We start from the raw sequence: 22,534 nt of genomic DNA on the forward strand, positions 1-22,534 counted from the left end.
GCGCTAAGATAAGCGCTTTATCCGGATATGTAAATGGTTAGCGGAGGGCCTCTATTTTTTCCCGGATGCCTTGTTTTTCCGTTTGTGTTTTGGCTAACGTATACGCCGTTTGGAGATGGGTGATGGCCTTTGCGGGATCCGTGTGTTTATACAGCTCGCCCAGCAGCAGGAAATAAAAGTGGTTATTATCCAGCCGTAGTTTTTCCGCTTCTGTAATGGCTGCTGCTGCGCCATTGGCTTTGTACAGGGCAAAGGTGCGGTTCAGGGCCACGCTGGGGGAGTAGTTGATGGTCAGCAGCTGGTTGTATAATTGCAGGATGTTCTCCCATTTTTCCGGGGTATCTTCCTTGGTACAGTGCCAGTAGGCAATGCTGGCTTCCAGGTGATAAGAGCTGAGCTCATTCCCCTGTGCGGCCAGGTGTAAAAAATGGATGCCCTGGTTAATGAGGGCTGTATCCCACAGGGCTTCGTTCTGCTGTTCGTAGAGTATAACAGTATCATCATTTGTTTCACGGGCCTCAAAGCGGGAGGCATGAAAACACATGAGCGCCAGCAGCGCATTGGTTTGTGGCAGATTGGTACGCTCATAAGCGGTGAGCATAACGCCCAGGCGCAGGGCTTCAAAACAAAGGTCTTTCTGCAGGATCTGGTTCCGCGTTTTGGAATAGTATCCTTCGCTGAAAAGCAGGTAAATAATATGCAGCACATTATCCAGCCGCTGTACAATTTCATTTTCCGGCGGCAGCTCCATCTTTATATTTTCTGCGCGCAGCTTTTCTTTGGCGCGGAATAAACGTTTGTTAACGGTTTCTTTGTTTGATAAGAATGCTTCTGCAATTTCATCTATCCCAAAACCGCAGAGGATGCGTAAGGCCAGCCCTATCTGGGCTTCGCTGGCAATGGCCGGCGTGCAGATGGCAAACAGCATTTGCAGCTGGCTGTCCTGTATGTTCTGTTGCGAAAAGTCCAATGCATCCATTTCCTGTGTAGTTTCCTGTGCGGCGCTGAGTGCCGGCATTACCTTTTCTTCAAATATTTTATTCCGCCTGAAATGGTACAGCGTTTTTTGCTTGGCTACGGCATACAGCCATGCAGTGGGGTTGGGAGGTATGCCTTTAACACCCCAGGTTTCCGTGGCCTGCAAAAAGGTTTCGCTTACAATGTCTTCCGCTATTTCAATATGCTGCAGGCCAAACAGTTTGCTGATAACAGCTACCATTTTGGAAAACTCCTGCTGGAATAAATGTTTTAACGGCGTGTGTTCTTTTTCCATAAAGCATGGTAAGTGGGCCGGCTAAAAAGAATGTAAAATCATAAATGTAAAATTTTAAATGTAAAAGGCGGTGGCTGGTATCTCGCTGCATTCACTTTTACATTTTTGATTTAAAATTTTACATTTTACATTCTTTTTAGTCTGCTCCACTGTATTATTGATGCAAGTTAAACGATCTCCCTTATTTCCACGCTGCCATTGGCTTCCAGCGCAGGACAGCCATGAGCCAGAGTGGTGGCTTCGTCCAGGTTATCGGCCTTTACGATCATGAAGCTGCCTAAACGTTCCCTGATCTCCACAAAAGGACCGTCCGTAACAACACCGCCTGCTTTCAGCACTTTGCCTTCTGAAGAAAGGCGCTGGCCGGTAGCCTTTAACTTTCCCTGTGCGGCAATACCGCCTACCCAGTCCTGCCATTTTTTGGTAAGGGTTTGCATTTCACTGGGCGATATATTGCTATAGTCATAACTGGGCTGGCGGAAAATTAACATGAAATCTTTCATTGGTTTATTTTTTACAGGTGATTGAATATACAATTAAATACTATTTCGCAGCTACTGCGTGCTGTCCGGGTTCATAAGATCCTGCGGCGGTGCGGAAGGCTACATTAATGCGGTTATAGCTGTTAATGGCTATCACAGCCAGGGTAAGGTCTATCAGCTCTTCTTCAGAAAATTCTGAATGCGCCTGCTCATACACTTCATCCGGCACATGCCCTTCGTGGAGGCTGGTAACGGATTCTGCCCAGGCCAGGGCTGCACGTTCACGCTGGGTGTACACCGGCGATTCGCGCCAGGCATCCAGCATGTATAAACGTTGTTCTGTTTCACCGGCTGCACGCAGGTCTTTGGAGTGCATATCCAGGCAATAGGCGCAGCCATTCACCTGCGATACCCTGAAGTAAATTAAATTCCGCAGCGGCTCTTCTATGGATGATTTTGCCAGGTATATACCTATGCCATATAAAGATTTCATAGCTGCCTGTCCTTTTGCAAATGCATTGATACGTTGTTCCATTTTGTATTGATTTAAAGGTTATTGATTGTGTTTATACCTGAATAATGACCGGGAAAAGATGAATTGGACATAAACGGGAAAATATTTTTTAAATACCCCGGGATCTAATGTTATCAAGAGAAGTTGTTTTATATCATAAGCACGTTAACTTTATAGATACCCGTTAAAAACCTCCCATGGAAACAGTATCTCTGTCCAGCCCGGCCGGCAAGTGGATCATGGTGTCAACCATTATGGCTTCTGCAATGGCTTTTATTGATGCTACGGCCTTAAACGTGGTATTACCTTCCATTCAAAAAAGTCTGGATGCCAGCGGTACAGACCTGTTCTGGATCCTGAACGCCTATCTTTTAATGCTGTCGGCCTTAATGCTGATCGGCGGTTCCCTGGGCGATAAGCTGGGGCGTAAGAAGATCTTTATGGCCGGCATTTTTATTTTCATTGCCGGCTCAGCTGCCTGCGGTATTTCGGGGACTGTAACGCTGCTGATCATTTTCAGGATGTTACAGGGTATTGGCGGTGCGCTCATGATACCGGGCAGCCTTTCGCTTATTTCTTCCTCCATTCATGAAAAGGAGCGGGGTAAGGCTATTGGTACCTGGTCGGCCTTTACTACGGTGGTAACCCTTGGCGGGCCGGTGCTGGGTGGGGCTTTGGCCGATGCCGGTTACTGGCGTTATATCTTTTTTATTAACGTCCCTATTGGTATTGCGGCGCTGATCATTCTCTGGAAACTGGTAAAAGAGAACCGGGAGCAGGCGGCAGATCATACGCTGGATTATGCGGGCGCTGTGGCTATTATGCTGGGCCTGGCCTTGTTCACCTTTGGTTTTCTGCGGATGCCTGCAGTGGGCTGGCTGCACTGGCAGGTATATTCATCGCTGGGAGTGGGGCTGTTATTGCTGGTGGTATTTATTGTTATTGAGCAGAAAAGCAAACACCCCATGATGCCCCTAAGCTTGTTTGCTAACCTTACGTTTTCAGGGGCTAACCTGCTTACCTTTTTTCTGTATGCCGGTTTGGGCGCAGGTATGCTGTTCCTTTCCCTGAACCTGGTGCAGGTGCAGGGGTACGACCAGCTGCAATCCGGCTTAACCTTTTTACCCTTTACTATTTTAATGGTATTTGTAGCCCGCTTTGCCGGCAGCCTGGCTGATAAATATGGTCCCCGTTTACTGCTTACCATTGGGCCGGCCCTGGCGGGATTGGGGCTGCTGTTGTTATCTTTTGTGAAACAAACAGCCGGGCCATCTGCTTATTTTACTACATTCTTTCCCGGGATCCTTATTTTAGGTTTGGGCATGTCCTTTACCGTGGCGCCGCTTACTGCTACGGTAATGGGAGCGGTGAACCCTCATTTTTCCGGTACTGCTTCGGGGGTTAATAATGCACTGTCGCGTATTTCCGGCGTTTTTGCCAATGCTATTTTTGGTGCGCTGGCCGTGGTGCTTTTTTCAGGCGCATTACAAAAGGAGCTTACACAGGTGCAGCTGAGCGATCAGTCAAAACAAGCGGTTATGCAGCAGGCCATGGAGCTGGGCAATGCGAAGGCACCGGCCGCGCTGCAGGGCAGTGATAAAGAAAAGGTGCAGACGTTTTACCATGAGAGTTTTATAGCGGCTTACGGCAAAATTATGCGTATAGCGGCTTTGCTGGGTTTTGCAGGAGCTGCGGTAGGTTTTGTGCTTATCAGGAATAGTGTGGTGAAGAAAACGGCCTAACCTGGTCAGCACTGCCGCTGAATAAGGATATCCTTTTCCCAGAGGAACAGGGCCATTGAGGCTGCATCCTTATAGGTTGTTATTTTACTCCACTCATCTATAATACTGCCAAGGGTAGCATTGCTGCCGGTCTTGATCAGTAAGGGCGATATTTCAATAGCTGCCAGGTAAGCAATTTCTTCTTCCAGGTTTGGATGCCGGATCCCTTTTTTGATCTGCACAGTATCATTTACTATGCAAGGCACATCCTGGTAGGTAAGGGCAGGAGACAGCTGCACCGGCTCATGCCACAGCCGGCGTATCGCTTCCGCTCCGTAGGAACCGTGCTGCCTGGCAGCTGTTTTTTGTACCGGCGTTTGGGTAAAACGGCCGTATAACTTTTGATGAAAGTCTGTACAAATATCTTTTCTTAAAATAAACGGTGTAGCCCGTTCTTTCCAGAAAGCATGCTCATTCGTGTAAGCATGCGCGTAATAATCAGCATTCCAGTGTGCATGAGTAACTACTGCATCTATTAATTTTTTTTCATAGAACGCTTGCGCAAGCTGTTCATCACCCAGCCTTAATACGGTATTCACCGCAATGGCCGCCTGCAGCGAAAAACGCATGGCTTTCTCTACACCTGAGGAGGAGAGCGGGTCTAAAGTGAAGGCGGCTTCCCCTAAACGTATGTAACGCCTGTCCCATGGAAAACGATGTACGTAGTTGGATACCACACAGGCTCCTATGTCCCGTGCTTGCCAGTTTTGAACAATGGAGCGGAAGAGCTGCGTTTTATCCAATGTGTGCCCAAATACATCTGCAATGGCGCCGGGCCTGATCTTAACAGGGTTCATAAATGACAGGATCCTGAACCGCTGATCCGGCATAGGGGAGCCCCATGTCCAGCCGGCAGTCCTGGCTTCTATCAGTGTTTCATTAGGCATTTGCTGTGCGGGTGTATAGGCCCATAGGGCAAGCGTGGGCGGGGCGGTGGTTATGCGCCGCTCATGGTCTGTACTGCTACGCCCGCGTGCATCCAGCAAAAAGGTTGCAGTAAGATGTGTAACAGTCTTGCCCGTTTGTACCTGTGCGCTCCATTTGCCATCGTCCAACCACAGCTTGTGATTAAGCCAGGCTGGCTGAAACAGGTGTAAGCCCCGTTCTACGGCCAGCTCCAGCAGGTCTTTATCCAGCAAACCTCTGTTTACCATTATACCGGGGCCGCGTTGTTGTGCGCTGATGTTTTGTGCGGTGCTGCTTTCCCATATTACTTTAGCAGGCAGCTGTTGCAGGTAATTGTGCCGGCTAAGCAAATGGCCTGCCTGCAGGTATTCAAATATGTTCCGGATACCGGGGGATAGTGATTCGCCTATCTGCGGCCTGGGAAAATTTTCTTTTTCTACCAGCGCTACCCGGTAACCAAGGCTTAGCAGGCGTAAGGCAGCGCAGGTACCTGCAGGGCCGCCGCCAATGATCAATACATCAAACGTGTTTTCGGAATGCATAACTATTTATACCAATGAGGGGCTAATCTTGTAATTCTTGCATGTGCCTGTATGGTGTAATGCAGCCATCCACGAATGTAGTCACAGGCGGTACGTCCTTTTTCCAGCACTTCATGATGGCAGCCGCCACCGCAAAGGTATCTTGCCCAGCACTGGCTGCAGGGTTGCTGCTGGTGCACATGGCGTGAAGCCAGCCAGTTGTTCTGCAGCGTATGGTCTACCCCGTTATCCAGGCTGCCCATACGGCCGGCGGGTTCATTTACAAAACGGTGGCAGGCTGCCAGCTCACCGTCTGCAGATACGCCCATATACCCTGCGCCTGCGCCACAGGGATATGGACGGTGCGTGCCTTTGGCTATTTCTTTGAGGGCGTTTACCATATTCAGAAAGGGAAAGCGTTTGCCTGCCAGCACATGCTGTTCAAACAAAAGCCCGCAGGTTATCATGCCTTGCAGCATTTGCTCCAGGTCTTGCTGTGTCATTTCACCCTGCCCGTTGCTGGACCGTAATAACGGTGAAAACCCTACGCTGTGGAAGCCCATCCCAATAAATTCCTGCAGGGTTTGTGCAAGATCCATGTTCAACGGGGTAACGGTTACCCGTGCAGATACCTGCATTTTCCGTTGTATTTGCAGCAGGGGCTGTATGTTCTTTATTATTTGCGCGTAGGTGCCGCTGCCGTTCTTTAAAGGCCGTAAACGGTCGTGCTGCTCACCTATGCCATCTAAGCTGATGGTGACTGCAAAGCCGTGCTGCTCAAAGAAGGCGGCATCATCTGCTTTCAGCAGTGTACCGTTGGTGGTAATGGAAAAATTAACCTGTACATTTTTTAGCTTACCCTGCTCACTGGCATACTGCGTGGCTTCCCGCAGCGCTTTACGGTTTACCAGCGGCTCGCCGCCTAAAAAGGTAAGCTGCACTTTGCTGCCTGCAGTGCAATCAGCCAGTAAAAGATCAATGGATCTTTTAGCGGTGGTTAGCGGCATGTTCCTGGTAGGTCCGCCAAAATCGCCCTGGTCTGCGTAACAATAGGCGCAGCCCATATTGCATTTCTGGGCAATAGCCAGGGAAAGTGCGTAGGTCTTTGGATTTTTTAAAGGCGTATCATCAATGGCCGGCGGTGCATCCAGGCCCAGTGCAGCCAGGGTAGCTGTAATGGCTGCTTCATTTTTTTGTTCCTGTAGTTGTTTTAATGTTGCTGCTGTTTCATCGTTTATACTATGCAGGCGGCTGCCATTGGCAAGGAACAGCTGTGTAGTGCTTCCTGCAGGCACCAGGTGCATCTGTGGTGAGTAAGGCTTTGAATGCGTAGCTACATGGTAAGCTAATTCACCGGCCATTACGGCCAGTGAATCAGCTTGTAAAAGTGTAGGGGTCATGGGTTTCCGTTTGATTTGGTGGAAGCGGATACCGGGCGTTCAGCAGCCGGGCTGCCTGTAATGTGAGCGTTGGGCGTAGCCTGCTTACCGTTACCAACGTCATGGCCATTTCCATTTCCGTTTGACGCTACTGATGTAATAACTGCAGGCAGCGGGTTGCTTGCCAGTGCATCACGTCCGTTGATAATAAAATTCAGCTCGCCTTCCCAGTTTTTGAAAAGATCATCGTATGAAACCAGCCGGGTATCTACCCGGTTATCCGGTACATAATTGCCGGTACGCCGTTTGGAGAGCCACATATCGCCTTTACTGAGGCCATTCTCCCCGGGTTCCACATTCACATAATCCGGCCGGCTGGCAGCCCAGTAATAACAGGCACATTCGCGGTAATCATTTTGCCAGGGCGCACATAAGCCATGGGTAAGCTCACCGGGCATTACCATGTTCTCTGAAATTTCCGCCCTACCTGCCCTGAAAAAGTTATTTACAGTGAGTGCAAATTCCGGGTACCTGGTTTTATCTGCCAGGTCTACTTTTGTAACCATTACGGGCAGGGGCGCAGGGCCACTTGTGAATTGTGCTTTTACAACATCCCCGGCTTTCAGGTTTAGTCCGGCAATGAGGTTAGACCATTCCATGAATACGGCACCGCTGGGGTTATCGGAGGTGGCTAAAGGAACATTTTCGCCCCCGGGAAATACGGGGCCTACTCCGCGTACCATGGTGGTGGAGCCGTTAACCGCTACCAGCCGCCGGCCTGCTAACTGATTCTGCGTGGTGTCTTCCAGCACATAGTTATCGTTCTCACTCAGGATGATCTCTTTAAAGGTGCGCCGCCATAAATTCCTGAAATCAAATTCCAATCCCGGGAAGCAGTTGGAGATGGCAGCCCTGGGCAGCACGCTGTAAGGGTTGCCTGCGCCACGGTAAAACAGCTGCGCCGTAAGGTTACCGGCCTTTAAAGGATCGCCCAGGCCAGGGTAATTGTTTTTTATACTTTCATTATCCTGGAACAGGGCGCTTGCTGCGGCCTTTATAACGGTGTTGATTGTACGATAAGTAAGGGTAAGCGCCCTGCCATCGGCGCCCCGCATAAGGCCCGGCATTTTGCGGCGCTCCGTATCTGAAAGGTTGCCTATCTTATCGGGCCTGCGCAGCGCATCGGCAAACCAGGCAGCAGCACCGGTGCTTAAACCGTTAAACACTCTTTCATGTAAGGTGCGCAGCGCCAGGTTATCTACCAGGGAGCCGGCCATAATAGGCTCAAACAAACGGCCCAGGTCATTCGTGTCCTGCCTTACCATGGTGCTGGCTACATTTTCCCTGCCGTTAATGGGATTGCCGTTCATTACAGCCGTGTTCATAAGTGTAATGGATTCAAATGCACGGCGTACAATCTCTTCTGCTTCTTCAATAGGCACTTCCCCTTCAATGTCAGTACCCTTCAGTATTTGCTCCAGCTCATCAGACACGGCGCGGATGGGCAGTATATCCGGTGCAAAGGCGGGTGGTCCTGCACAGATATGCACAATAGAACCCAGCTCAGGCCCTGCATCATAATTGCCGTCCTTTGCCAGCACGGCCATTACGCTGCCATCACATTCATCATCCAGGTAACCCCAGCTGATATGGTTGCCGGCTGCATCATCATAACCGGCAAAGATCTGCGCAGGCATGGTGTAGGTGGCGTTAAAGGAAGACGACTCCGAATACCCCCACCATTTTCCTTTGCTTTTATCATAAAGGATCATCGAGGGATCAGTAATGATAGGATCATCTACCGGATCTTCGCCTGCTGTTTCAATCCTTTTTAAAGAAGAGCCATATACTTTCCCGCCGGCAGGTGTGAAGCGGAATCTTAATCCGGGAAATTCGTCAGAGGGTGCAATGGCCTGCACCGTGCCCAGGGGTAAGGTTTTTTCAGGTAAAAAATTTTCGCAGGTGGCCTGCAGGGGATGTACTTCATTATCCCGGATGTTAAGTACTTCTGCATGGATCTTATCCTTTTCATCACCGGTTCTGCGGTACAGCTTTAAGTTGCCCACAAACACACTCCACCTGATATCTTTCAGGGTATACCCTGCTTTATCAAGCAGCGCTGCGGTTACAGGCACCAGCGTATCCGGTGCATCATCTGTAATAGCAAACAATTCCAGGAAAGGCGCTACCGGGCGTATGGTGCCGTTCTTGGAGGCAGTGGAAGCAGCATCTTTGAAGATGATCTCTGCAGGGATAGTTGCTGTTACCTGGTGCGTATCTTTATCTACGGTAAATGTTTCCAGGGGAAGGATCTCCCGGAAACCAACCGGTTTATTCTTAGGAACAACCAGGTCATAAGCAGCTACCGGAATGGGAGAGGAGCCCAGCCGGCCAATAGCTACCGGCGGCAGTATGCGGAGTTCTTTGATTTGCATAAATTTTTTTTAGAGTAATTAGTGACAAACAGTAGCTTCAGTCATTTCATCTATCAGCTGCAAAAGCTGTTGATCTGCTTCACGCAGGGAATAGAGGTAACGGTGGTGCTGCTCTTTTGTAGTGGACAACAATGTTTGAATCACTGCTGCAGATGCCTGTATAAGATCTTTATGGGCACGCCACCTGTTATGCTCACCCATGGGTAAGGTAAGGGTGTATGGGATGAGGAAGGGAGGACCTGCAAATTTACCAGTATCCTGGCTGGTAAGCGGTAGCTGTACCAATACAGAAGATATGCTCCGCAGGTTATACATTTCACCGAAGGTGGAATTGATGATCATACCACGGGGTGAGATAGCGCCTGCATTATTGGCGCCGTTATCCAGCAGAAAGCTGTGTGTAAGAAAGTTTAATAACATGCGGTAGCGGATGTTGAGCAAATGTGCCCAGTTCACTGCTTCCGGGTTGGTAATGTGCTCAATATCTTCATCAGCTACCTGTCCTTCTGATGGGGATGCATCCGGGTCATCGGTGCCGCTTTGTATTTCAGGATTGGTAGCTACATTCCGGGAAGGGTACCATGTAGCTTCATCCTTTATGGTATCCCGCATATCTGTGTACACGTTAAGAAAGCGCTCAAAGTGTGATGGCTGTGCGCTTTCCTGGTTAGTAGCCTCACCCTGTTCTGCTATTTCCGACAGGGCGTTATAAGCATCATCCCTGCTGGCCAGCGGCATTACCAGTACGTCCGGGCTTCCCTTAGGACTTCCATGCATGGCATTGCCCCGCTGTCCGCCCGCGTAACCGCGTCCCCATTCATCGAACTTAGCCTGTAAGGGATATGTGTCTGCCTGAAAAGCGCTATCACAAATAATGGCAGGATCGTTAATGTATTTCAGCAGCACTTCAAACAAAGCGCCTACTGTATTGGGGTGCGGTGTTTGCAGCTGCACGCGCGCCTTGATCTCTTCTGCAAGCTCACTGCCTTCATCCAGCCATTTCTGCGGCGCTTCCGCATATACGTATTTAGCCAGGGAGTCCAGTGTTAATCTTTCCAGCTTAAAAGGGAAGGGATAAAAAGGCGTGTCCCATGGATAATCCTGTCTTTCAAAATGCAATGGCGCTCCTATGAGCTTTAACACATTTTGTACAGATACAAAGTGGCCCATTTCTTCCTTGGCAATACCTAAAATTACTTCCTGCCAGCTGCGTACCTTATCCTGGTGTTCTGCCGGAACCTGCGGCCCGCCTAAGCTGTAGGCTGCATAAAGATACTGCAGCATAAGCCCATGCTCTATTTCAGCATCAATACATAACAGGAAGCTTACGTAATCCTTACCATTAAATTCAGGGGGAACGGGAAGAAATTCATCTTCATTGATCGCTGTTTCCTCAGGGGCGGTGGCAGCATAATTCACTGTTTTTATGCCTTTCAGGTTTCCATTGTTAGCGGCGGCTTTAATGCGCGCTGCCTTTAAATTGTTAATTTCGGCTCTCTTGAAAACAGGGCCAAGATAACGTTCGTAGTTGCGTTGCATTGAGGGTCGTATTTGGTTAATAATTGCCTGGAGTTGAAAATCACATGTGTGGCTGTAATACTGATAAGGCATTACAGGGTATTCATAGTTACGTGGTGCGAATAGTTATTTTGTGTTAAGCTTTCTTATCCGATGATTATCTGAGTGTTTTAAAGGTAGCGACTTTTTTTTGAGCTGTCAAAATGAAATTTTAGATAGGAGATTGTAAATATATAATTGGATTGTTTTATTGTAAATATTTGCAGCGGCATTTTTAAAGGGATATTATAAGGTAGAAAATTGCAGCTGCCGGATTGAAAAGAGCCGGATGCAGCTAAATAATTTTTTTCATGTACTGCTATTTTCAGAAATAAGTAGTAGATTGGTATGTAAAAATTTATTTATATGAAAAGCAGGGTAGCCAGGAAGTTCGTGGAATATGTGTGTAACAACTACATTGGTAATTTTTTAGGGTTTGCGATCGGGATGGCGTCTACCCGGCTGGTATCGCACTTCTTCACTACCCGCAGTATCCGCAACCTTTGGGGGCTTACAGCCCATAAAACTGTAGTGGATAAACATACCTACAGCACTATGGAATGGGTGATCTCTGTTGTGATAGGCTTCCTGGTATTTGAGATCGTTTCCAAATGGCTGGGAAAGAAGATGAGTGAAATATTCCCGAAGTATAAACTAACGCGGTGGATGGTAGAGGAGCAGGAAGAGAAGAAAAAGGAAGCGGTGGGTTGATCATTAGGCCTTCTGCAAGCCACAACATTATTTAAATACCTCACCCTAAGATTAAAATTTTTCAACTAATTCCAGCCACTTCCTGATAATATCCTGCAGCAATCCTTCCTTCGCCTTCACATCTTCCAGGTCTTTAAAAATAACCGTTCTTCTTCCGTCTTTATAATCTCCTTCCAGCAATCCGGAAGTGTCGTTCACTTTGGCGCCGCTTGGAAAAACCAGCATGATCCTGCCTTTATGCAGGTTAAGTACAATAATATACCTTTTATATTCTTTGGGATCAAACGGCTTCATTTCACCGGTATAATAAAAGCTGGGATTGTTCCACTTGATGTGCTCACCAATTTCAGGATCTGTTTGCAAAATAATTTCACGCAGATATTGTACGATCTTACCCACGCCAGGTTCAAGATTTTTTATGTGTGCGGTCACCTGTTCCGGATCAGCAAGTGGATTTGATTTAGCCATAGTACAGTACGAATTTTATCAGGGTTTATATCAATGGTATAAAGTTAAGAAATCCTCTTTAAGCCTTCCTGCCAATATTAACTTATTGTGATCTTCCTTTCCGCGCGTTATACAGATTAATGAAAATTCCTACGTTTGGGTCATTGTTCAAAACCAGGGCAATGTACGAACCTTCCGTTTTACCTATAACGGATAAGGTGAAAGAACCTATAATATGTCAAGAAGGAAGATCCTGTTCCTGATTGGTTCGTTGAACCAGACCACACAAATGCACCAGATAGCCGACGCGCTTCCGGAATACGATTGTTTCTTTAGCCAGATCTATAGCGATGATACGATGATCAAATGGCTCGTAAAAAAAGGACGGCTGAATCATACCATCTTTGGCGGCGTTTTTAAAAAGCAATCCGATAAGTATCTAACCGAACATGGTTTACGGAATGATTATGCCTGCGGCATCTATCATAATAACTATGACCTGGCAGTATGCTGCACAGACCTTATGATACCCAAAGGTCTGCGGAAAATAAAAACAGTATTTGTACAGGAGGGAATGACAGACCCTGTTACCTCCTGGGGTAAAATAGTACGCGCGTTAAAGCTGCCGCCAGTACTGGCTATGAACACCGCTTTCAATGGCAGCAATAACATCTGTGATATTTATTGCGCTGCTTCCGAAGGTTACAAACAGCAGTTTATAAAATACGGAACAGCCGCCGAAAGGATCTTTGTTACAGGCATACCTAATTACGATAATGTAGCAGTACATAATAACAATGATTTCCCTTACCATGATTATGTGTTGGTAGCTACATCAGACATACGTGAGCTAGGTGGCCGTGATGACAGGACAGCCTTCATTAACCAGTGTGTGCAAACCGCAGCCGGGCGGCAGCTTATTTTTAAGCTGCACCCTAATGAGAACCGGGAAAGGGCTACTGCAGAAATAAAACAATACGCACCACAGGCATTGGTATATACAGAAGGCAATGCCGGGCAGATGATAGCCAATTGCGAAGAGCTGATCACGCAGTATTCAACGCTGGTGTATATGGGCATTGCCCTGGGTAAAAAAGTACATTCCTATTTTGATGTAGCAGCATTGAAGCGGCTAACGCCCCTGCAGAATGGAGGTGCATCCGCACATAACATAGCTGCCATTTGCCGCGGTTATATAGAGCACAAAGGCAATAGGGCCGATTTTTTGCAACAACCGGAATTGCAATATGCGTACTACCCATCATAATCTGAACATTGTAACAGTAGTACAAACCCGCATGGGATCAAGCCGCCTGCCCGGTAAGGCACTGATGCCGCTTATGGGCAAACCGCTGTTTGTACAGCAGGTGCAGCGCATGCGCGCAGCTGCTTTGGCCGGAAAAATTGTAGTAGCTACTACTACGGATATTACGGATGATATTATTGAAATAACCTGCATCAGTGAAGATATTCTCTGTTACCGCGGACATGCCACGGACCTGCTGGACAGGCATTACCAGGCAGCGCTGTTATACCAGGCCGATGTAGTGCTCAAGATCCCCAGTGATTGCCCGCTCATAGACCCTGCAGTGATTGACCGGGTGATCGGTTATTACCTGCAGAACATACACCGGTATGATTATGTAAGCAACCTGCATCCCGCCACTTATCCGGATGGGAATGATGTGGAGATCGTGCCTTTTGCAGTGCTGGAAAATGCCTGGAAATATGCACAGCGGCCGCTGGAGAGGGAACACACCACTCCCTATATATGGGAGCATCCTGAAAAGTTCCGCATTGGGAATGTAGTGATGGAAGGGGAGGTGGATCATTCCATGAACCACCGGTTCACTATTGATTATGCAGAAGACTATCACCTTATAAAAGCAGTGTACGAAGCTTTGTACGGACACAATCCTTTTTTCTCTGTAACAGATATTCTTACACTGCTGGAAGAACGTAAAGATATTTTTCTCCTTAACCAGCAATGGGCCGGCGTAAACTGGTATCGCCATCACCTGGATGAATTGAAAACCATTACACCGGATCAAACAAAGATCCTGGAAACTGAAACTGAAACAGAAGTATGACAAAAAATAAACTGGCGGAGCTGATGGCCCGCTCACTGAAAGTAAGGGAGCACATAATACGCATGACAGCAGGCGGCGGCTGTTTTATAGGCGCTTCATTGTCCTGCGTAGAGCTAATGGTGTACCTGTATTCTGAGCTGTTGAATATTGATGCAGATGATCTGCAAAACCCTGCGCGTGATTACCTGTTCCTTTCCAAAGGACATGATGTACCTGCATTATACGGCACGCTGGCTGAGCTGGGTTTTATTGAAACATCGCGGCTGCAGCAGCACCTGCTGGCGGCAGACAGTGTTTACTGGCATCCTAACAGGAATATTCCCGGCGTGGAATTTCATTCCGGCTCACTGGGGCATTTACCTGCGGTAGCTGCCGGTGTTGCGCTGGACTGTAAGCTCAAAGATCAGCCTAACCAGGTAATGGTGATCACCGGCGACGGCGAGCTGAATGAAGGTTCTGTTTGGGAAAGCCTGCTGGTAGCCAATGCCTACCAATTAAACAACCTTACCATTATTGTAGACCGTAACCAGTTCCAGGCTAATATCAGAACAGAGGAATTAATTCCGCTGGAACCGCTGGCCGATAAATTTGCCGCATTTGGCTGCGCCGTAAGAAGCATTGACGGGCATGACCTGAGCCAGCTGGAAGCAACGTTCAAAACACTGCCCTTCAGCGATAACAAGGTGAATGTTATTATAGCCAACACAGTGCGCGGCAAAGGATTACCCAGCATTGAAGCCCGTGTGGACCGCTGGTTCTGCGCATTTAATGATAATGAGATCCTGCAGCTGCTGGAAGAGCTGCATGGTAATAAGGAAGCAATTATTGAATCGGAAAGCTTAACGGTACGCTAATGAACTACGAAGAATTACTGGTACAAACAGCCAGTGCAGACGAACGTTTTGTTGTAATGACCGCCGAGAACAGGGCGCTGGTACGCAGCGCGCCTAAGCTGTTGGGGAAACGTTTCATTGATACCGGCATTACCGAACAAACCATGATAGGTATGGCAGCCGGTTTGGCCCTGCGCGGCCGCATCCCGGTGGTACATGCGCTGGCGCCGTTCCTGACCATGCGCGCCTATGAATTTATAAGAACGGATGTGGGCATTGCCCATTTACCGGTTAAGCTCAGCGGGTATATTCCCGGCTTTTTGTCAGACGGTAACGGTCCTACTCACCAGGCCATTGAGGATGTAGCCATTATGCGCGGCATACCCGGCATGGAAGTATTTTGCCCGGCCGATGAAGATGACCTGGTACGCATGCTGCCGGCCATCTGGCAATCAGATGCGCCCTCTTATGTACGCATCAATCATAAACAAGGCAGGTATAAGCATGCAGATTTTGAAAAAGGAAAGGCAGAGATCATCAGTGAAGGATCAGATGTAACGCTGCTTACCTACGGCTTTTTGTTCAACAATACAATGGAAGCAAAACAGCTGCTGGAAAAAGAAGGGTTGAGCGTAGGGCTGGTGAACATGCGTTCCTTAAAGCCTGTGGATGAAGCCAGTATTATCCGTTGCGCCACCAACAGCAAGCTGCTGGTAACTATAGAAGATCACCTGCAAACCGGCGGCCTGTATTCCATAGTAGCAGAAACATTGGTGAACCAGCCACATAAGGCTGCCATCTTCCCCATGGCCCTGAAAGAGCGCTGGTTTAAGCCCGGCTTATTAAACGAAGTACTGGCCTTTGAAGGATTTACACCCAATGCCATAGCAGCCACCATTTTAAAGCAACTGTAAAAACAATACAATGCCTAACACCATAACATTTAACGAACAGTACCCTGTAATAACTGAATCAGATAATTTATATGCACGCGCCGTAAATATTATGACGCCTGTAACCCAAACCCTGGCCAAAGGCCCGGGCCAGTATATTACCGGCGTGGCACCCAAGTACCTGAAAAGAGGAAAAGATGCACACGTATGGGATGTGGATGGCAATGAATTTATAGACTACAACATGGGCATTGGCCCCCTTTCACTGGGATATTGTTACCCGCGTGTGGATGCAGCCATTAGCGCACAGCTGAAAGACGGTATTACTTTTTCCATGATGCATGAGCTGGAAGTAACGCTGGCAGAGCTGGTGCACCGGGTTATACCCAATGCAGAAGCCATCCGTATCAGCAAAACCGGCGCTGATGTAACCAGTGCGGCTATACGTGTAGCCCGTGCCTTTACCGGCAGAAAGAAAGTGCTTTGCTGTGGTTACCATGGCTGGCACGACTGGTATATTTCCGTTACAAGCCGTAACAGCGGTATCCCTGAAGAAATAGCCGCGCTCAGCGCCACCTTTGAATATAATAATATTGAATCTGTAAAGCAGGCCCTGGATGCAGATACCGCCTGCGTAATACTGGAACCCTTTGTATTTGCAGCGCCTGAAGATAATTTCCTGCAACAGCTCAAAGAGGTTTGTGAAGCCAACGGCACCCTGCTGATCTTTGATGAAATGTGGACCGGCTTCAGGATAGCGGTTGGCGGCGCGCAGGAGTACTTTGGCGTAAAAGCCGACCTGGCCTGCTATTCCAAAGCTTTTGCCAATGGCATGCCCATTTCCCTGTTAACCGGCCGTAAAGAGGTGATGCAGCTGTTTAATGAGGAAGTATTCTTTTTTACCACGTTTGGCGGTGAAGCGCTGTCGCTGGCAGCAGCAGTAGCCACCATACAGGAAATGATAGATCAGAACGTACCTGCGGTGCTTGCAGCAAAAGGTAAGCTGCTGCGGGAAGGTTATAACCAGATAGCAGCAGAAACGGGCATGCAGCAGTACACCAGCTGCACCGGCTACGATTGCCGCTCACTGGTGAGCTTTAATGCACCGGGCCAGGATCCGCTGCACATGAAATCATTTGTACAGCAGGAATTATTTAAAAGAGGCATCCTGTGGTCTGGTTTTCATAACATGTGTTTCACCCATACAGATGCAGATATTGCGCATACGCTGGCAGCTTACCGCGCGGTGCTGCCCCTGCTGCAGCAGGCAATAGCCAATAATGAGGTAAGCAGCCTGCTGAAAGGAAAACCGGTAGAAGCCGTGTTCCGGAAGGTGAGCAACTTTAATACTAAACCGGTTGTAAAAGCCCTGTAAAACAACATGGATCTTTTTTCTTTAAAAGGTAAAGTAGCTGTTGTTACCGGCGCCTGCGGGTTATTGGGCGTGCAGCATTGCCATGCACTGGCAGAAGCCGGCGCCCGGATAGTGGTTGCTGACCTGAACGAAGCAGCCTGTAATACCCTGGCCGCTGCATTAGGGCCGCAGCACCTGGCAGTGGCAATGGATGTTACCAGCCCTGCTTCCCTGGAAAATGCAAAGAACAGCATACTGGAACGTTACGGGCGTATAGACGTGCTGGTGAATAACGCCGCCATCAATGACATGTTTGAGAACCCTCTGCTGGCAAAAGAGCAGTCCATGTTTGAAAACTACCCGCTGGAACAGTGGAACCGTTCCTGGAATGTGAATGTAAGCGGTATGTTCCTCTGCTCGCAGGTAATGGGTACTGCAATGGTACAGCAGGGCAGCGGCAGCATTATCAACATATCATCTACCTACGGCGTAGTAGCACCGGATCAGAGCATTTACCGCAACGCAGCGGGTGAGCAAATCTTTTATAAATCACCGGCTTATCCGGTTACCAAAGCAGCGGTGCTGGGCTTTACCCGTTACCTGGCCGCTTACTGGGGAAATAAAAATGTGCGGGTGAACGCGCTTTCCCCCGGTGGCGTGGAGAACAGCCAGGATGATCATTTCATACAGAATTATGCGGCCAAAACCTTATTAGGAAAAATGGCATCGGCCACTGATTATAAAGGAGCTGTTGTATTTTTAGCGAGCAATGCATCCGCTTACATGACCGGGGCCAACCTGGTTGTAGATGGGGGGTGGACAGCTATCTAAAATTTCAACAAATATCAACATGAACGAAACATTAAAAGAAAAAGCAGAGAAGATCAAATTACTGCTCACGGACGTAGACGGTGTATTAACGGACAACGGCGTGTATTATTCGGAAGCAGGCGAGGTAATGAAACGTTTTTCCATCCGCGATGGGATGGGCGTAGAGCGGCTCCGGAAGCTGTGTGGTATTGAAACCGGTATAGTAACAGGTGAAACATCCGGCTCTGTGGTAAAACGTGCAGAAAAGCTGAACATTACGGAGCTGCACCTGGGCATCAAGGACAAAGGCGGTTTACTGGCAGTGATACTGGAACACAGCGGACTGAAGCCGGAAGAAATTGCCTTTATCGGCGATGATGTGAACGACATCAGCATTATACAGCTGGCAGGCCTTTCTGCCTGTCCGGCAAACGCCATGCCGCAGGTAGCCGCGATGGTAGATGTTCATTGTACACAAAAAGGCGGCGAAGGCGCCTTCCGTGAGTTTGCAGAGTGGCTGATCGCATTCCGATCGTGACAGCATATCCACAACAAACAAAAATCTATATGAAAACAATTGCGGTAAGTAACCGGAAAAGTATTGGCCAGGGCCAGCCCACCTATATTATTGCCGAAATTGGCATCAATCACAACGGCTCCCTTGAAATTGCAAAAAAGCTCATTGACGAAGCAGCAGCAGCCGGCTGTGATGCAGTTAAATTCCAGAAACGCACCCCTGAGCTTTGCACACCCAAAGACCAGTGGCACCTGCAGCGGGATACCCCCTGGGGCCGTATGACCTACATTAACTACCGGCATAAGGTAGAGCTGGGGTACGATGAATATGCCGCTATTGACCAGCACTGCCGCGATAAAAATATTGATTGGTTTGCATCCTGCTGGGATGAGCCTTCCGTAGATTTTATGGAACAGTTTAACCCCGGTGTATACAAATTTGCATCCGCCTCCCTGACGGATTATGCACTGATAGAAAAAGTAAAAGCTACCGGCAAACCCTATATCTTATCAACCGGCATGTCTGCCATGCACGAGATTGAAAGCGCCATTGAAAAATTTGGTATAGATAACCTGATGGTAGCGCATTCTACTTCCGCCTATCCCTGCCCGCCTGCAGAGCTGAACCTGAAAATGATCCATACCCTGCAGGAGCTGTATCCGCAAACACCCATCGGTTACTCCGGTCATGAAACCGGGTTGGCCACTACGCTTTCAGCAGTGGTAATGGGCGCTTATTTTGTAGAAAGACATTTTACGCTGGACCGTGCCATGTGGGGCTCTGACCATGCTGCATCCGTAGAGCCGCAGGGTATGCACAAGCTGGTGCGCGATATCCGCGATATAGAAACCGCAATGGGCGACGGTATTAAACGCGTATACGAAAGCGAAATGGGCGTATTGAAAAGATTGCGCCGGGTTATTACGCCACAACAGGAGGAGTTAAAGCCGCTTGCATGAACCATATAGTGTATTATACTACCGGCATTTTGTTGCTGAGTGTAGTGGTGCTGGTATTGCTGGAAAGAAAGTATCCCTATACCAAAGGACTTTCCCTTTTCAGGGAAGGTTTTTGGGTGGACCTGGTTTGGTACACCTTTATACAAAGCTATTTCCTGAAGATCCTGATCTTCGATTACATTATTCTTCCTGTTGACAGGGCCTGGCATTTGTCGGCCCTTCACCTGGTTACGGGCTGGCCATTATGGGTGCAGGTAGTGTTCTTCCTCATAACGCACGACCTGTATATCTACTGGTTCCATCGCTGGCAGCACCATTCCAAAATAATGTGGCGCACACACGAAGCCCATCATTCCAATACGGAAGTGGATTGGCTGGCCGGCTCCCGTTCGCATAGCCTGGAGATCCTGATCAACCAGACCATTGAGTTTTCGCCCATTATACTGCTGGGCGCCAACCCGCTGGTAGTACCCATCAAAGCATTGATAGATGCGGTGTGGGGCATGTATATTCATTCCAACATCAATGTAAGGAGCGGCAAGCTGCAATATGTGATCAACGGGCCGGAGATGCACCAGTGGCACCATGCCAATGCAAGGGAAGTGTTCTATGCCAACTTCTCCACCAAGTTTGCGCTGTGGGACTGGCTGTTTGGCACCGCTTACCTGCCGGATAAAAAGCCGGATACTTTTGGATTACCGTATGCATATCCCAAAGATTATTTTGTACAGCATGCGCATGCGGTAAAAAGGATTTCAGAGCAGGACTTACTGCAGCATAAGCTGTTCAATAAATATTATCATTTACGCCCCGGCTTAATAAAGTGGTTAGGGAAGAGATAAATAATGTTATGGCCTGGATCTATCTTTTGATTGCATCGGTTTTTGAAATTGCCTGGACCTTCTCCCTGAAGTTCCTTGACTTTAAGAAGATCGGCGCTATCCGCTGGCTGGCATTTTTCAGCAGCCGGGAAAACCTGCTATTGTTAACGCCGCTGTTGGGATATATTGTTTTTGGCCTGGCCAATGTGTTCTTTTTTTCGCTTTCCATAAAACAGATCCCCACATCCACTGCACTGGCTGTATGGATGGGCGTAGCGCTGATAGGCGTAAAGCTGATAGACGTTGCGCTCTTTAAAGAGCCCTGGCAGCCTACGCAGCTTATTTACCTGGCGCTGATAGTAGCAGGTATTGTTGGGTTAAAACGGGGAGTGTAAAATAAAATCACCGATGGCAGCTGCCAGCAGGAATTGCGGGTAAGCAATGCGCAGCACTTTTAATGCCAGCGTTATCTGGTTCTCCACCGTACGTTTTGAAATATGCAGCCGGTCGGCTATTTCCTGGTTGCTTAAATGGTTAATGCGGCTTAACCAGAAAATTTCCTGGCAGCGCCGTGGCAGATCTTTCAGCAGCTGCGCCAGCTGTCCTTCCATGTTCTCATACACCAGTTTTTCCGGCGCAAAATTATAAACCACCGGCGTGTTTAATTCGGAAAACTGGTCCAGGTATTCCACACAGTTTATTTTTGCCGCTTTTAAGTATTTATATACATGGTAGCGTGCAGTAGCTTGTATGTAATGCTGAAAGTTCTCTATTTTGCTGGATTTGCGTTTTTCCCAGAGCGATATAAATACATCGTGCGTAATTTCTTCGGCAGCAGCTTCGTCTTTTAAATAGTACCTGGCAGTGGTATATAATTTTTTCCAATAGCGGTCATATAGCAGCGCAAAGGCTCTACTGTTATCAGAGACAACACCCTCCCATAATTCATGGTCAGAGAAATCGTTATTCATAATGTGGTGCCATAAAAATAATAATAATCCATAAACCCGGAATATTTTCTAAAAAATTTTAAAAAGTATGTGTGTGCCGGTTCTGTTTTACACACTATATATATACACCTCCCCTCCACCTTATGACGCCAGAAGAATATATATCGTTATACGAGAAGTACCGGAACGGATCCTGCACGCCCGAAGAAACTGCGCAGCTTATGCAGCACCGGGATAATTTTCATTTGCTGGAAGAGGAGGATGTTACGGTGGACGAGCAGCTAAAAGGCCGTATTTACAATAAAATAATGCAAACCACCAATGGTGGGAAAACTGTCCGTCTTGCAGGCTGGTGGCGGGCTGCCGCCGCAGTGCTGCTGCTGGTGCTGGGTTTAGGCGTCCTGTTTACGAAGAACAATACTAAAAAGCAGCTGGCCGTAAAAGAAAATAAAACGCCGGCAGCAGCATCCAAACCTATTAAACCCGGTACCAATACCGCCACCCTTACACTGGCAGATGGTTCTGTAATAACACTGAATGATGCACCTGAAGGGGTAGTAGCGCAAACCGGCAGCACAGCCATCACAAAAGCAAAAGGCCTGCTTTCCTATACCGCTAACAGCAATGGGGTGGCAAATGAAAATGCCCTGAACACCATGCATGTGCCCAGGGGCGGGCAATACGCCGTAACCCTCTCAGATGGCACTCGGGTATGGCTGAACAGCGGATCATCACTTACCTACCCCGAAGTATTTACCGGGGCAGAACGTAAAGTGGTGTTAAGCGGGGAAGCCTATTTTGAGGTAAGTAAAAATGAGCAGCAGCCTTTTATTGTACACACCGACCGGGCAGATGTGCATGTACTGGGCACACACTTTAATATTAGCGCCTATAATGATGAAGGCGTACTAAAAACCACCTTGCTGGAAGGGGCTGTGCGTTTATCCGCTGCTACAACTTCCGTACTGCTGGCGCCCGGTGAGCAGGGCCTTATTACCGGATCGCGCCCGGGCATTGAAAAAAAGCGCGTGAATGTAAACCAGGAAATAGCCTGGAAAGCCGGTTACTTTGTTTTCAGGAATAACACTATCGGGGATATTATGCGGCAGATCAGCCGCTGGTATGATGTAGAAATAACATACAGGGGAGGGCTGCCAACAGGAACATTTGGCGGTACCTATTCAAAAGGAAAAGATCTGCCGGAGCTATTGAATGGCCTTGAGCTTACCGGGCTGGTACATTTTAAGATAGAAGGAAGGAACGTCATCGTTATGCCATAACACGTCATTGCTGCACTATTA

General features: G+C 48.2%; 22 protein-coding genes. 13 read left to right on the forward strand and 9 right to left on the reverse strand.

The annotated features are described in order from the left end of the window. Window positions 1-37: 37 nt before the first annotated feature. From KVT36_RS17850 to KVT36_RS17860, 3 genes are all read right to left on the reverse strand, one after another. Window positions 38-1,273, reverse strand: a complete 1,236-nt coding sequence (locus KVT36_RS17850; RefSeq protein ID WP_217604821.1) for an RNA polymerase sigma factor — start codon at window positions 1,271-1,273, stop codon at window positions 38-40. Window positions 1,274-1,440: 167 nt separating this feature from the next. After that, window positions 1,441-1,776 carry a YciI family protein gene (locus KVT36_RS17855; protein ID WP_217604822.1) on the reverse strand — a complete coding sequence of 112 codons (336 nt, stop codon included), beginning with the start codon at window positions 1,774-1,776 and terminating at the stop codon, window positions 1,441-1,443. A 40-nt stretch (window positions 1,777-1,816) separates the two neighbouring features. Further along, window positions 1,817-2,290, reverse strand: coding sequence for a carboxymuconolactone decarboxylase family protein (locus KVT36_RS17860; protein WP_217604823.1), 474 nt, complete (start codon window positions 2,288-2,290; stop codon window positions 1,817-1,819). Window positions 2,291-2,466: 176 nt separating this feature from the next. Here KVT36_RS17860 and KVT36_RS17865 point away from each other — a divergent pair, with 176 nt between their 5' ends. After that, a complete protein-coding gene (locus KVT36_RS17865) occupies window positions 2,467-4,011 on the forward strand; it encodes an MFS transporter (RefSeq protein WP_217604824.1) in 1,545 nt (514 codons plus the stop codon). 5 nt (window positions 4,012-4,016) lie between these two features. On the opposite strand, the gene KVT36_RS17870 is transcribed toward KVT36_RS17865, so the two are convergent. Genes KVT36_RS17870 through KVT36_RS17885 form a run of 4 tightly spaced genes read right to left on the reverse strand, consistent with a single transcriptional unit; the run spans window position 4,017 to window position 10,830 of the window. Further along, a complete protein-coding gene (locus tag KVT36_RS17870) occupies window positions 4,017-5,498 on the reverse strand; it encodes an NAD(P)/FAD-dependent oxidoreductase (protein WP_217604825.1) in 1,482 nt (493 codons plus the stop codon). A gap of 2 nt (window positions 5,499-5,500) precedes the next feature. Continuing rightward, window positions 5,501-6,877, reverse strand: a complete 1,377-nt coding sequence (locus KVT36_RS17875) for a radical SAM protein (RefSeq protein ID WP_217604826.1) — start codon at window positions 6,875-6,877, stop codon at window positions 5,501-5,503. Next, a complete protein-coding gene (locus KVT36_RS17880) occupies window positions 6,874-9,291 on the reverse strand; it encodes a hypothetical protein (protein ID WP_217604827.1) in 2,418 nt (805 codons plus the stop codon). Before KVT36_RS17880 ends, KVT36_RS17875 begins: the two co-directional genes overlap by 4 nt. An 18-nt stretch (window positions 9,292-9,309) precedes the next feature. Further along, on the reverse strand, window positions 9,310-10,830 hold the full coding sequence (locus tag KVT36_RS17885; protein ID WP_217604828.1) for a ferritin-like protein: 1,521 nt from the start codon (window positions 10,828-10,830) through the stop codon (window positions 9,310-9,312). 384 nt (window positions 10,831-11,214) lie between these two features. Here KVT36_RS17885 and KVT36_RS17890 point away from each other — a divergent pair, with 384 nt between their 5' ends. Further along, window positions 11,215-11,559, forward strand: a complete 345-nt coding sequence (locus tag KVT36_RS17890; protein ID WP_217604829.1) for a hypothetical protein — start codon at window positions 11,215-11,217, stop codon at window positions 11,557-11,559. A 51-nt stretch (window positions 11,560-11,610) separates the two neighbouring features. On the opposite strand, the gene KVT36_RS17895 is transcribed toward KVT36_RS17890, so the two are convergent. Continuing rightward, complete coding sequence (locus KVT36_RS17895) at window positions 11,611-12,027, reverse strand: DUF1801 domain-containing protein (protein WP_217604830.1); 417 nt, start codon at window positions 12,025-12,027, stop codon at window positions 11,611-11,613. Between the two features lie 214 nt (window positions 12,028-12,241). Here KVT36_RS17895 and KVT36_RS17900 point away from each other — a divergent pair, with 214 nt between their 5' ends. From KVT36_RS17900 to KVT36_RS17945, 10 genes are read left to right on the forward strand one after another with little or no spacing between them, the layout of a single operon-like run. After that, window positions 12,242-13,273 carry a hypothetical protein gene (locus KVT36_RS17900; RefSeq protein ID WP_217604831.1) on the forward strand — a complete coding sequence of 344 codons (1,032 nt, stop codon included), beginning with the start codon at window positions 12,242-12,244 and terminating at the stop codon, window positions 13,271-13,273. Beyond that, window positions 13,254-14,096, forward strand: a complete 843-nt coding sequence (locus KVT36_RS17905) for an NTP transferase domain-containing protein (protein ID WP_217604832.1) — start codon at window positions 13,254-13,256, stop codon at window positions 14,094-14,096. Before KVT36_RS17900 ends, KVT36_RS17905 begins: the two co-directional genes overlap by 20 nt. After that, on the forward strand, window positions 14,093-14,950 hold the full coding sequence (locus KVT36_RS17910) for a transketolase (protein ID WP_217604833.1): 858 nt from the start codon (window positions 14,093-14,095) through the stop codon (window positions 14,948-14,950). The genes KVT36_RS17905 and KVT36_RS17910 overlap by 4 nt, the downstream gene beginning before the upstream one ends. Further along, window positions 14,950-15,843 carry a transketolase family protein gene (locus tag KVT36_RS17915; protein ID WP_217604834.1) on the forward strand — a complete coding sequence of 298 codons (894 nt, stop codon included), beginning with the start codon at window positions 14,950-14,952 and terminating at the stop codon, window positions 15,841-15,843. Before KVT36_RS17910 ends, KVT36_RS17915 begins: the two co-directional genes overlap by 1 nt. 10 nt (window positions 15,844-15,853) lie before the next feature. Then, on the forward strand, window positions 15,854-17,197 hold the full coding sequence (locus tag KVT36_RS17920) for an aminotransferase class III-fold pyridoxal phosphate-dependent enzyme (RefSeq protein WP_217604835.1): 1,344 nt from the start codon (window positions 15,854-15,856) through the stop codon (window positions 17,195-17,197). Between the two features lie 6 nt (window positions 17,198-17,203). After that, complete coding sequence (locus KVT36_RS17925; RefSeq protein WP_217604836.1) at window positions 17,204-18,007, forward strand: SDR family oxidoreductase; 804 nt, start codon at window positions 17,204-17,206, stop codon at window positions 18,005-18,007. A 19-nt stretch (window positions 18,008-18,026) separates the two neighbouring features. Next, window positions 18,027-18,524 (forward strand): HAD family hydrolase, encoded by a 498-nt coding sequence (locus KVT36_RS17930; RefSeq protein ID WP_217604837.1) that lies wholly within the window; start codon window positions 18,027-18,029, stop codon window positions 18,522-18,524. A gap of 29 nt (window positions 18,525-18,553) precedes the next feature. After that, window positions 18,554-19,462, forward strand: coding sequence for an N-acetylneuraminate synthase family protein (locus KVT36_RS17935; RefSeq protein WP_217604838.1), 909 nt, complete (start codon window positions 18,554-18,556; stop codon window positions 19,460-19,462). Then, window positions 19,459-20,304, forward strand: a complete 846-nt coding sequence (locus tag KVT36_RS17940) for a sterol desaturase family protein (RefSeq protein ID WP_217604839.1) — start codon at window positions 19,459-19,461, stop codon at window positions 20,302-20,304. The genes KVT36_RS17935 and KVT36_RS17940 overlap by 4 nt, the downstream gene beginning before the upstream one ends. An 8-nt stretch (window positions 20,305-20,312) precedes the next feature. Next, window positions 20,313-20,678 carry a multidrug efflux SMR transporter gene (locus KVT36_RS17945; protein ID WP_217604840.1) on the forward strand — a complete coding sequence of 122 codons (366 nt, stop codon included), beginning with the start codon at window positions 20,313-20,315 and terminating at the stop codon, window positions 20,676-20,678. Here KVT36_RS17945 and KVT36_RS17950 read toward each other — a convergent pair. Beyond that, window positions 20,661-21,254, reverse strand: a complete 594-nt coding sequence (locus KVT36_RS17950; protein WP_217604841.1) for an RNA polymerase sigma-70 factor — start codon at window positions 21,252-21,254, stop codon at window positions 20,661-20,663. The genes KVT36_RS17945 and KVT36_RS17950 overlap by 18 nt on opposite strands. Before the next feature lie 122 nt (window positions 21,255-21,376). Here KVT36_RS17950 and KVT36_RS17955 point away from each other — a divergent pair, with 122 nt between their 5' ends. Beyond that, window positions 21,377-22,513: a FecR family protein gene (locus KVT36_RS17955; RefSeq protein WP_217604842.1), complete on the forward strand. Its 1,137-nt coding sequence runs from the start codon at window positions 21,377-21,379 to the stop codon at window positions 22,511-22,513. Window positions 22,514-22,534 lie beyond the last annotated feature (21 nt).

The sequence above is a fragment of the Chitinophaga sp. GbtcB8 genome, assembly GCF_019091455.1.
Classification (GTDB): Bacteria; Bacteroidota; Bacteroidia; order Chitinophagales; family Chitinophagaceae; genus Chitinophaga.